The sequence below is a fragment of the Yersinia sp. 2540 StPb PI genome (assembly GCF_052217165.1).
GTDB classification, from domain to species: domain Bacteria; phylum Pseudomonadota; class Gammaproteobacteria; order Enterobacterales; family Enterobacteriaceae; genus Yersinia; species Yersinia enterocolitica_E.
In genome coordinates, this window is the sequence record NZ_JAZGQC010000001.1 from 3,395,521 (window position 1) to 3,407,133 (window position 11,613).

Here is an 11,613-nt window from a genome sequence, read left to right on the forward strand (position 1 = left end):
ATTAGACACAAAAATACCGGCTTATTGAGCCATCGAATTCATCACTTACAGCAAATAATGGCATGCCCATAAAAGGGGAGATCAGCTATTGATGCTTTATCGCTCACAGCACTTGGGAGTCTGTTTTGTTTCGACACACTAGTTACATAAAAAATACTAACTCAAACGTTGTTCAGCTTGGCCAAGGACGTGTATGAATGCCTCGATAACTGGCGGTGAAAATCGTGAGAATGTTTTTACGACGACACTGGCACGCCTACGCGCGAATCCAAAAATCCCACTGCTGATTGCTGCGGCTGCGGCCGTCGCTATTATTGTCGCGCTGATGTTATGGGCTAAAAGCCCGGATTATCGCGTCCTTTATAGCAACCTGAATGATCGTGACGGTGGTGATATCGTTACGCAACTGACACAACTGAATATCCCTTATCGCTTCGCTGATAATGGTGGCGCGTTGTTGGTCCCGGCAGATAAGGTACATGAAACCCGCCTGCGTCTGGCCCAACAAGGCTTGCCTAAAGGCGGTGCGGTAGGTTTTGAACTGCTGGATCAGGAAAAGTTTGGCATCAGCCAATTCAGTGAGCAAATTAACTATCAGCGCGCTTTGGAAGGTGAACTGGCGCGCACTATTGGCACCCTCGGGCCAGTGATGAATGTGCGTGTTCACTTGGCAATGCCAAAACCTTCTCTCTTTGTTCGGGAACAAAAGTCTCCAACCGCCTCTGTAACACTCGCATTGCAACCAGGTCGTGCCCTTGATGATGGCCAGATTAACGCCATCGTATATATGGTTTCCAGCAGCGTGGCCGGTTTACCGCCGGGTAACGTGACTGTCGTTGACCAAACCGGCCGTTTGTTAACGCAATCCGACAGTGCGGGCCGTGATTTAAACGCCGCACAACTCAAATTTACTAACGAAGTTGAAAATCGCTTCCAACGTCGCATTGAAACCATACTCGCCCCGATGGTCGGTAACGGTAATGTGCATGCGCAGGTCACGGCTCAAGTTGATTTTGCCAGCCGTGAACAGACCGATGAAGAGTACAAGCCTAATCAGGCCGCCGACAAAGGCGCGGTCCGCTCACAGCAAGTTAGCACCAGTGAACAGTTGGGGGGAACCAATGTCGGTGGTGTGCCGGGGGCATTATCCAATCAGCCATCTGCCACACCGGTCGCACCGATTGAAACCCCAGCAGCGACGCCTGCTGCCGGTGCAGCTGGTGCCACAGCGAACAATGCCAACGCGGCTAATCGTCCGGCCACTGCCGCTAAATCGACAGCGACGTCAAGCAACAGCCGCCACGACCAAACCACTAACTTTGAAGTTGACCGCACAATCCGTCATACCCAGCAACAAGCTGGCATGGTGCAGCGCCTCTCTGTTGCCGTTGTTGTTAATTACGGCAGTGATAAGGCGGGCAAGCCAGTTGCGCTGACCAAAGATCAATTGGCACAAGTGGAATCCCTGACACGCGAGGCGATGGGCTTCTCTACTGATCGTGGCGACACATTAAATGTGGTGAATACACCATTTAACGCCACCGATGATGCCAGCGGCAACACACTGCCCTTCTGGCAGCAACAATCGTTCTTTGATCAGATGTTAAATGCTGGTCGTTATCTGCTTATCTTGCTGGTGGCATGGATTTTATGGCGCAAATTAGTGCGCCCTATGGTCGCTAAGAAACAAGTTGCTGATAAGGCTGCGGCATCGGTCAATAACATTGTCCAGACTGCGGTAGCGTCTGAAAATGCCAAACAGAGTAAAGAAGAGCTGGCCTTACGTAAGAAAAATCAGCAGCGAGTGAGTGCTGAAGTTCAGGCCCAGCGTATACGCGAACTTGCGGATAAAGACCCACGTGTTGTCGCGCTGGTTATCCGTCAATGGATGAGTAATGACCAATGAGCCTGACCGGAACTGAAAAAAGCGCCATCATGCTGATGACTCTGGGTGAAGACCATGCCGCCGAGGTGTTTAAACACCTCTCCTCGCGCGAAGTGCAGCAACTCAGTACCACCATGGCCAGTATGCGTCAGGTTTCTCACCAGCAACTGATTGATGTATTGGCTGAATTTGAAGACGATGCCGAGCAATATGCCGCACTGAGCGTCAACGCCAGTGATTACCTGCGCAGTGTGCTGATAAAAGCCTTGGGGGAAGAGCGCGCATCCAGCTTGTTGGAAGATATTCTGGAATCGCGCGAAACCACCAGTGGCATGGAAACGCTCAACTTTATGGAACCGCAGATGGCGGCCGACCTGATCCGCGACGAACATCCGCAGATTATCGCCACCATCCTGGTCCATCTGAAACGCGCTCAGGCCGCCGACATACTGGCGCTGTTCGACGAGCGCCTGCGCAACGATGTGATGTTGCGTATCGCCACCTTTGGTGGTGTCCAGCCCGCCGCATTGGCTGAGTTGACCGAAGTATTGAACAACCTGCTCGATGGCCAGAACCTCAAACGCAGCAAAATGGGCGGTATCCGCACAGCGGCCGAGATTATCAACCTGATGAAAACACAACAGGAAGAGACGGTCATGGACGCAGTACGCGAATACGACGGCGAATTGGCTCAAAAAATTATCGACGAAATGTTCCTGTTCGAGAATTTGGTCAGTGTCGACGACCGCAGCATTCAGCGTTTACTGCAAGAGATAGACAACGAATCACTGTTGATCGCCCTGAAAGGTGCCGATCAAGCATTGCGCGAGCGTTTCCTCAGCAACATGTCATTGCGTGCAGCAGAAATCTTGCGCGACGATCTGGCAACCCGTGGACCGGTACGTATGTCACTGGTCGAAAACGAACAGAAAGCCATCTTGCTTATTGTCCGTCGTCTGGCGGAAAGCGGCGAGATAGTCATTGGTGGTGGCGAGGATATCTATGTCTGACAGGATAAATGCCCTGCCCTGGCAACCTTGGTCACTCAACGACTTTGCCACTACATCGGATACTACTCCGCCCGCGGCTGCGCCGGATATCAGTATGCTGTTTACTGATGAACCGGATACGGGTAGCGATAGCGAATCAACCGGGGTCAGTGAGCAGCAAGCACTGGTAAATCTGCAACTCGAAGCCGAGAAGCAGGGCCGCCAACAAGGGTTCGCTAAAGGGTTACAAGAAGGGTTGGATAAAGGTTACCAGACCGGTCTGGAGGAAGGTCATCAACAGGCACTGGCCGATGCTCAAAAGCAATTGGCCCCGATGACTGCCCACTGGCAACTGCTGGTGAACGACTTCCAAAGTACCCTTGATGCACTCGACAGCGTGATTGCCTCGCGGTTAATGCAAATGGCCCTGGCCGCCGCGAAACAAATTCTCGGGCAACCTGCAATCTGTGATGGCACGGCATTATTGGCCCAAATCCAACAACTGATTCAGCAAGAACCGATGTTCACCGGTAAGCCACAACTGCGGGTTAATCCTGATGATCTGGCTGTCGTCGAGCAACGCTTAGGCAGCACCTTAAGTCTGCATGGCTGGCGCTTGCTGGGTGATAGTCAAATTCATCCGGGTGGCTGCAAAGTCAGCGCCGAAGAAGGTGATCTCGATGCCAGTTTGGCGACCCGCTGGCATGAGTTGTGCCGCCTCGCCGCGCCGGGAGAATTATGATGACCGCGCGCCTTGGTCGTTGGCTCGCCTCTTTAGATAAATTCGAAGAGCGCATCAGCCAGTCAACCACTATCCGTCGCTACGGGCGGTTGACCCGCGCCACGGGTTTAGTCCTGGAGGCCACGGGATTACAGCTGCCATTGGGCGCAACTTGTCTGATTGAGCGCCACGATAACGGCGCAGTGCAGGAAGTTGAAAGTGAAGTGGTCGGTTTTAACGGCCATCGCCTGTTTCTGATGCCGCTGGAAGAAGTCGAAGGCATTGTACCCGGTGCCAGAGTCTATGCCCGGGTGACCACCGGCGGTGCTTCAGCCAGTAAACAACTGCCGCTCGGCCCGGAACTCCTGGGGCGGGTATTGGATGGCAGTGCCAAACCGCTTGATGGTCTACCTGCACCAGAAACCAGTTATCGCGCCCCACTGATCACCCCGCCAATCAATCCATTACAACGTACCGCGATTGTGCAGGTACTCGATGTCGGTGTGCGGACGATTAATGCCCTACTGACCGTTGGCCGTGGGCAACGTATGGGTCTGTTCGCCGGCTCTGGGGTAGGTAAAAGTGTGCTGCTCGGCATGATGGCGCGTTATACCCAAGCAGATGTCATTGTGGTGGGTCTGATTGGCGAACGTGGCCGTGAAGTAAAAGACTTTATCGAGAATATTTTAGGGCCGGAAGGCCGTGCTCGTTCGGTAGTGATAGCCGCGCCTGCCGACGTATCGCCATTACTGCGTATGCAAGGTGCCGCTTATGCAACTCGCATTGCAGAAGATTTCCGTGACCGTGGTCAGCACGTATTGCTGATTATGGACTCGCTGACTCGCTATGCCATGGCGCAACGTGAAATTGCGCTGGCCATCGGCGAACCACCGGCAACGAAAGGTTATCCACCCTCCGTATTCGCTAAATTACCGGCGCTGGTGGAACGTGCGGGTAACGGTGTCACCGGCGGTGGCTCGATTACTGCATTTTATACCGTATTAACCGAAGGCGATGACCAGCAAGACCCGATTGCCGACTCGGCACGCGCCATTCTCGACGGTCATGTGGTGTTATCACGCCGTCTGGCTGAATCTGGCCACTATCCGGCCATCGATATTGAAGCATCGATCAGTCGTGCCATGACATCACTGATCGATGAGAACCATTACAGTCAAGTTCGCCAGTTTAAACAACTACTTGCCAGTTATCAGCGTAACCGTGACTTGGTCAGTGTGGGTGCCTATGCCGCCGGTAGTGATCCGCTACTGGATAAGGCTATCGCCCTTTACCCGCAAATGGAAATCTTCTTACAGCAAGGCATGTTCGAACGCAGCAGTTACGACGATGCATGCCAGCATCTGAAGAGTCTGTTTCCGGGTTGATAGCCAGTGACTCAAGCCACCGCCCCTGGCGTATACCCAAAGAAATTGGCGTGGCAGGTAGGCGGCAAGTGAATGACAAATCGGTCGGGAACCGATTTGAACAGTATTTATGCTAGCCCGTAGGGTGAGCCTCATTAATCCCAATGAGCTGACACCGTCAAGCCATTTGGGTAAGTGAAGGTAGCCAACAACCCTGCGGCTTCAAGTACGGCGGGTATAAGGAATACGATGAAAAGTCAGTCACCTCTCATCACCCTGCGCGATCTGGCCCAGAAAGCCGTCGAACAGGCAAGCACGCAACTGGGTCAGGTTCGCCTGTCCTATCAGAATGCTGAGCAGCAACTCACGATGTTGCTGACTTATCAGGATGAATACCGGGTGCGGTTGAATGACACACTGAGTAACGGGATGGCCTCCTCCAGTTGGCAAAACTATCAGCAATTTATTCAGACGCTGGAGCAAGCCATTGACCAACATCGTAATCAGTTGGCTCAGTGGAATGTCAAAGTTGAGCAGGCAGTTAAGCATTGGCAAGAAAAGCAGCAACGGTTAAATGCATTTGAAACCTTGAATGAGCGGGCTGAAACCACCGCGCGCTTGCAAGAAAACCGTTTGGATCAAAAATTGATGGATGAGTTCGCACAGCGCGCCTCACAAAGGAGTCTTAATTCATGAATCTGTCCCTATTGCCTGCCACTGCAACTGCCAGTGAAACTGAGGGTGCATCTTCCTCTTCATCGATTGCTGCGCTGTTTACAGACGCGGGGCTACCGGCTGATTTTGCCAAATTATTGGGTGACCAACTGGGTAAAGAGCTGACGGCTATGGATGCCTCGACCCTGAAATCATCGCTGGCTGCAACCACTGATATCACTGCCAATGTGGACGGAGGAAAGTCAATCAGTGGTAACAGTAAATTGAATCAGTTATTGGCCGCCTTAGGTGATATTAGCGCCACGTTGCCTGTAGGCCTGACCCACGCAGGGCAGACTGGAGACGCGGCTAATGTGAAGAAAAACACATTAGATGATGACAGCACGCTGGATAAAACCACCGCGCTGGCCGAATCCAGTGCGTTGCAGTCGTTATTAGCCATGTTACCTCACCAGGTTGCTACCACGCTGGGCAGTGCCAACAATGGACAGAAAACGCCATTGACTGACGGCAATGGCCTGACCAGCGACAAAACCAGCGCCAGGCAGGACTTAGCTACTCTGACCAGTCTGACCTCACAAGATAAAGGTTTGGCGGCATTGATCGGCGGCACAATCGGCACTGCGAAAAGTGACAATGCCACCAACAACGCACTGCCAGCGGCCACCCCCGGTAAGGCTAAAACCACTACCGCCCAAGATAAGCTGGCACGTCTGACGACAGCACAGGATGCAGATAGCAGCCTTAGTGCCAAAGCCGCCCCCGTAGCCGTACCGACCGACAAAACCATTGCCACAGCCGCGGTGGATAAAATAGCCGTGAGTTCAGCCACGGTAACACCATCACTCCCTCCGGTTTCCAGCCCGGTTCTGCCAGCGACGGCCAGTGGTGCGGTTAGCGTGCCAGTCAGTGGTCATTTAAGCGCTCAGTTGGGTAGCCAGGAATGGCAACAATCGCTGGGGCAACAAGTGGTGATGTTTAGTCGTAACGGCCAACAAAATGCCGAACTGCGGCTACATCCGCAAGAGTTGGGGGCATTGCAAATCAGCCTGAAAATGGAAGATAACCAAGCTCAGTTGCACTTTGCTTCAGCTCACAGCCAGGTTCGGGCAGCTATTGAAGCGGCGATGCCAAGTTTACGCTCGGCATTGGCTGAAAGTGGTATCCAGTTGGGCCAAAGCAGTGTCGGCAGTGAAGGACAGTGGCAACAGGCACAACAACAGAGCCAACAAAATCAGCAGAGTTTCGCATCACACGGCCAACCCGCTTACGGTAGCAGCGCATCGGGTGATGTACCGAACAGCACACCGCTCGTGACACCTGCGGCGTTGCAATCACTGGCTAATGGTAATGGTGGTGTCGATATTTTCGCCTAAAACGGGTGTTAATTTCAGCAAAAGGTGACAAACGGACAAGTTAGGCCGTTTTTCGCCACCTATTCTGCCTATTGGCATTAAAGATACGCGGGATAATCATCAGTAATAATTCGGATAGCATGGGGTTATTTGTCGGTGGTCAGCGGTTTGTGCCATCCAGCAATGAGATACCCCAGGTTATTGTCGTGATTCACCGGTTTGATACCGAAACAGGAATTTGTCTTCTCCATGTCTGATAATACCTTCCCGGCCAAGCGTAAGAGTTCGATCTGGGTGATCCTGCTAGTGCTGATTGCTGTGGCAGCATCTGCAGGTGGCGGTTATAGCTGGTGGGTACTCCATAAGAGTAAACCTACCGCTGCGAAAGCCGTTCCTGTTATTCCGGTGTTTATGCCGCTGGATACCTTTACGGTCAATCTGATCACGCCAGATAACAATCTGGATCGCGTGCTTTATATCGGATTAACGTTAAGGCTACCCGACGATGCGACTCGCGCCAAACTCAATGACTATCTGCCGGAAGTTCGCAGCCGCTTGCTGTTGCTACTTTCTCGGCAGTCCGCCGATAGCCTGTCAAATGAAGAAGGCAAACAGCGTTTAGTCGGTGAAATTAAAAACGTACTTAGCCCGCCAATGGTTAAAGGCCAACCTAATCAGGTAGTCAGCGATGTGCTGTTTACCGCATTTATATTGCGATAATCATTATGGGCGATAGCATTCTTTCACAAGCAGAGATTGACGCACTGTTAAACGGTGACAGCGGTGGCGATGAGCCAGTTGCTGTCGTCGGTAATGAAACAGACGTTAAACCTTACGATCCGACGACCCAGCGACGTGTGGTGCGTGAACGCCTGCAAGCGTTGGAGATCATCAATGAACGTTTTGCTCGTCAGTTCCGTATGGGGCTGTTTAACCTGTTACGTCGCAGCCCGGATATCACCGTCGGCCCGATAAAAATTCAGCCATACCACGACTTTGCCCGTAATCTGCCGGTACCGACCAATCTCAACCTGATTCATCTCAAACCGCTACGTGGCACCGCGCTATTCGTTTTCGCCCCGAGCCTGGTCTTTATTGCGGTTGATAATCTGTTCGGTGGTGATGGTCGCTTCCCAACTAAAGTAGAAGGTCGCGAGTTTACCCACACTGAGCAACGTGTGATTAACCGCATGTTACGGCTAGCGCTGGATGCCTACCGTGATGCCTGGGCGCCTATCTATAAAATTGATGTGGAATATGTCCGTTCTGAAATACAGGTGAAATTCACCAATATCACCACCTCCCCCAACGATATCGTGGTCACCACCCCTTTCCATGTGGAGATCGGGGCGTTGAGTGGTGAGTTCAACATCTGTATTCCCTTCGCCATGATCGAGCCATTGCGTGAGCTGCTAACCAACCCACCGTTGGAAAATTCCCGACAGGAAGATAGCCACTGGCGCGAAACACTGGTGAAGCAAGTGCAGCACTCCGAGCTGGAGCTGGTGGCTAATTTTGTCGATATCCCGCTGAGACTATCGCAGATACTCAAGCTGCAACCAGGGGATGTATTACCCATAGATAAACCGGATCGACTGATTGCGCATGTCGACGGCGTACCGGTACTGACCAGTCAGTACGGGACATTAAACGGGCAATATGCCCTACGTGTTGAACATTTGATTAACCCTATTTTGAATGCTCTGAATGAGGAACAGCCCAATGAGTGACCCTAAGCTTCCGTCTGACGATGGAAAGGAATCCGTTGACTCCCTGTGGGCTGATGCGTTTAATGAGCAGCAGGCAGCGGATAAACCAGCGGCCACCACCGAGGGTGTATTTAAATCACTGGAAGCACCGGATGCCTTGGGTAACCTACAGGATATCGATTTAATTCTGGATATCCCGGTAAAGCTGACCGTTGAACTGGGTCGCACCAAAATGACCATCAAAGAGTTACTGCGCTTGTCTCAAGGCTCGGTCGTCTCCCTTGATGGCCTGGCCGGTGAGCCATTGGATATTTTGATTAACGGTTATCTGATTGCGCAGGGTGAAGTGGTGGTAGTCGCTGATAAATATGGCGTACGTATCACTGACATCATTACTCCGTCAGAACGTATGCGCCGTCTGAGCCGCTAATGACCGCAGCACAGGTTGATACTGCCGCATCCACGGTTACGACACCGGTTACTGGCTTTGCCGCCAGCCACCCTGGTACGGCGGTGCAACAGACGGCACCAGCGATACCTGCCGGCTCGGTGTTAACGCAGGTTGGCAGCGTGTTAGGCGGTATTTTACTGCTGATTTTATGTGGTGCCTGGCTGGTACGCCGTTTAGGTTTTGCCCCGCAGGCACGTAACAACAAATTATTGAATGTGAAGGCCAGTTGTCAGGTTGGTCAGCGCGAGCGGGTGGTCATTGTTGAAGTAGACAATACCTGGCTGGTGTTAGGCGTAACTGCACAGCAGGTGACACAACTCCACACTCTGACACGTCCTGCGATTGATGAAGCCACAGCGGCTTCGTCGCCCGACCGTGCGAAACCGGCCGATTTTCGCCAGCTACTGAACAACCATCTATTTAACAAGAAATCGAAACACCCGGAAAAATCGGCATGATGTCTCTTCGCCCCGTGCTTACCACAGCCAATAGCGTAACAACCGCAGCGGCCAACACTGATTTCACTTATCGGTTGCTGCTGCGCCGTCTTCTGGCTGCACTCATCAATAAAACCACCCTACTGCTATTGGGCTTACTCTGCTCTCCGGTGGTGCTGGCTCAACTGCCCGGTATCATCAGCCAGCCATTGGCTAATGGTGGGCAGAGCTGGTCTTTACCGGTGCAGACCTTGGTTTTCATCACCACCCTGAGTTTCCTGCCTGCCGCCTTACTGATGATGACCAGTTTTACCCGTATTATTATTGTGCTCGGGTTGCTGCGCAACGCATTGGGTACCCCCTCTGCCCCCCCCAATCAGGTGATGTTGGGTCTGGCGCTGTTTCTGACATTTTTTATTATGTCGCCGGTATTTGACAAGGTGTATCAGGACGCTTATCTGCCTTTCAGTCAGGACAAGATAAGCATGGAAGTGGCGATGGATAAAGGCTCACAACCTTTACGTGAATTTATGCTGCGCCAAACCCGCGAATCAGATCTGGCACTGTATGCCAGGCTGGCCAATCTGCCGCCATTGGAAGGTCCCGAAGTGGTACCGATGCGCATTCTGCTACCTGCTTATGTCACCAGCGAGCTGAAAACCGCCTTCCAAATCGGTTTTACCGTGTTTATTCCCTTCCTGATTATCGATCTGGTGGTAGCCAGTGTGCTGATGGCATTGGGGATGATGATGGTTCCCCCAGCCAGTATCTCACTGCCCTTCAAGCTGATGCTATTTGTCTTGGTTGATGGTTGGCAGCTACTACTGGGTTCCCTGGCACAGAGTTTTTATAGCTAAGGTAGACTCATCATGACACCTGAATCGGTAATGGCCCTCGGCGTTGAGGCAATGAAGATTGCACTTGCCCTGGCTGCGCCCTTGTTATTAGCCGCCCTGATAAGCGGCCTGATCGTGAGCCTGTTGCAGGCAGCAACGCAAATTAACGAAATGACATTGTCATTCATCCCAAAAATACTGGCCGTGTTCGCCACGATGGTGATCGCAGGCCCATGGATGCTGAACCTGATACTGGACTATATGCGTAATCTGTTCACCAGCCTGCCCACGTTGATTGGCTAACGGTGCTTTCCCTCGATACCACTCAACTTAGCCTCTGGGTCAGCCAGTATTTCTGGCCGTTAATTCGGGTGCTGGCGCTGATCACCACCGCGCCGGTGTTTAGTGAGAAACAGATAAACCGCAAAGTTAAAGTCGGTTTGGCGCTGTTAATTACCTTTCTGATTGCCCCTTCGCTACCCCCGGTCAATATTCCCTTAGTCTCAACCGGTGCAGTCTGGGTCGCCGCCCAACAAGTGTTGATTGGGGTAGCCATCGGCTTGACCATGCAATTTGCTTTTGCTGCCATCCGGCTGGCCGGTGAAGTGATTGGTTTACAGATGGGATTATCGTTCGCGACCTTCTTTGACCCCTCGGGGGGGCCGAATATGCCGGTTTTAGCCCGGTTACTTAACTTGCTGGCCCTGCTGTTATTCCTCACTTTTGATGGTCATTTATGGCTGATTTCATTGTTGGCCGACAGTTTTCATACCTTACCCATTCAGTTCGAACCGCTCAATGGTAATGGCTTTCTGGCATTGACGCAGGCCGGCTCATTAATCTTTATGAATGGACTGATGTTAGCATTGCCGCTGATCACGCTGTTGTTAACTCTGAATATGGCATTAGGCATGCTAAACCGAATGACACCTCAACTTTCGGTGTTCGTTATCGGTTTCCCGCTGACGTTGACCGTCGGTATCATCTCAATAGGGTTGATAATGCCATTATTGCCCCCCTTTGCTGAGCATCTGTTCGGGGAAGTTTTTGACCGATTAGCCGGCGTATTGAGCGGATTGGCAAACTGAGTCGCTGCAAAAAAATGGTATGTCACCCCAAACCTTAGTGGGAAAAGATGACACACCAAAAAGTGCACCCGGTTTAAGTACACTTAAGAGGGAACCTGTGGGG

13 protein-coding genes are annotated in these 11,613 nt (G+C 52.1%); all 13 read left to right on the forward strand.

Annotation, left to right across the window (positions count from 1 at the left end; all coding sequences use genetic code 11):
* The first annotated feature begins 193 nt into the window (after positions 1-193).
* A complete protein-coding gene (fliF, locus tag V1956_RS15695) occupies positions 194-1,906 on the forward strand; it encodes a flagellar basal-body MS-ring/collar protein FliF (protein WP_372558682.1) in 1,713 nt (570 codons plus the stop codon).
* On the forward strand, positions 1,903-2,895 hold the full coding sequence (fliG, locus tag V1956_RS15700; RefSeq protein ID WP_083159147.1) for a flagellar motor switch protein FliG: 993 nt from the start codon (positions 1,903-1,905) through the stop codon (positions 2,893-2,895). Before fliF ends, fliG begins: the two co-directional genes overlap by 4 nt.
* Positions 2,888-3,616: a flagellar assembly protein FliH gene (fliH, locus tag V1956_RS15705; RefSeq protein ID WP_372558681.1), complete on the forward strand. Its 729-nt coding sequence runs from the start codon at positions 2,888-2,890 to the stop codon at positions 3,614-3,616. Before fliG ends, fliH begins: the two co-directional genes overlap by 8 nt.
* Positions 3,616-4,980 (forward strand): flagellar protein export ATPase FliI, encoded by a 1,365-nt coding sequence (fliI, locus tag V1956_RS15710; RefSeq protein ID WP_372559880.1) that lies wholly within the window; start codon positions 3,616-3,618, stop codon positions 4,978-4,980. Before fliH ends, fliI begins: the two co-directional genes overlap by 1 nt.
* 228 nt (positions 4,981-5,208) lie before the next feature.
* Positions 5,209-5,655, forward strand: coding sequence for a flagellar export protein FliJ (gene fliJ / locus V1956_RS15715; RefSeq protein WP_083159150.1), 447 nt, complete (start codon positions 5,209-5,211; stop codon positions 5,653-5,655).
* Positions 5,652-7,010, forward strand: a complete 1,359-nt coding sequence (locus V1956_RS15720; protein WP_442825335.1) for a flagellar hook-length control protein FliK — start codon at positions 5,652-5,654, stop codon at positions 7,008-7,010. The genes fliJ and V1956_RS15720 overlap by 4 nt, the downstream gene beginning before the upstream one ends.
* 228 nt (positions 7,011-7,238) lie before the next feature.
* Positions 7,239-7,709 (forward strand): flagellar basal body-associated protein FliL, encoded by a 471-nt coding sequence (gene fliL / locus V1956_RS15725; RefSeq protein WP_442825336.1) that lies wholly within the window; start codon positions 7,239-7,241, stop codon positions 7,707-7,709.
* A 5-nt stretch (positions 7,710-7,714) separates the two neighbouring features.
* A complete protein-coding gene (gene fliM / locus V1956_RS15730; protein WP_083159152.1) occupies positions 7,715-8,719 on the forward strand; it encodes a flagellar motor switch protein FliM in 1,005 nt (334 codons plus the stop codon).
* Entirely contained in the window at positions 8,712-9,128 is a 417-nt protein-coding gene (gene fliN, locus V1956_RS15735; RefSeq protein WP_372558677.1) for a flagellar motor switch protein FliN, read from the forward strand. The genes fliM and fliN overlap by 8 nt, the downstream gene beginning before the upstream one ends.
* Entirely contained in the window at positions 9,128-9,607 is a 480-nt protein-coding gene (gene fliO / locus V1956_RS15740; protein WP_083159153.1) for a flagellar biosynthetic protein FliO, read from the forward strand. The genes fliN and fliO overlap by 1 nt, the downstream gene beginning before the upstream one ends.
* An 80-nt stretch (positions 9,608-9,687) precedes the next feature.
* Positions 9,688-10,443, forward strand: a complete 756-nt coding sequence (gene fliP / locus V1956_RS15745; protein ID WP_420070837.1) for a flagellar type III secretion system pore protein FliP — start codon at positions 9,688-9,690, stop codon at positions 10,441-10,443.
* A 12-nt stretch (positions 10,444-10,455) separates the two neighbouring features.
* Positions 10,456-10,725, forward strand: a complete 270-nt coding sequence (gene fliQ, locus V1956_RS15750; protein WP_083159154.1) for a flagellar biosynthesis protein FliQ — start codon at positions 10,456-10,458, stop codon at positions 10,723-10,725.
* Positions 10,726-10,727: 2 nt separating this feature from the next.
* Positions 10,728-11,510 carry a flagellar biosynthetic protein FliR gene (gene fliR / locus V1956_RS15755; RefSeq protein WP_372558675.1) on the forward strand — a complete coding sequence of 261 codons (783 nt, stop codon included), beginning with the start codon at positions 10,728-10,730 and terminating at the stop codon, positions 11,508-11,510.
* Positions 11,511-11,613: the final 103 nt, after the last annotated feature.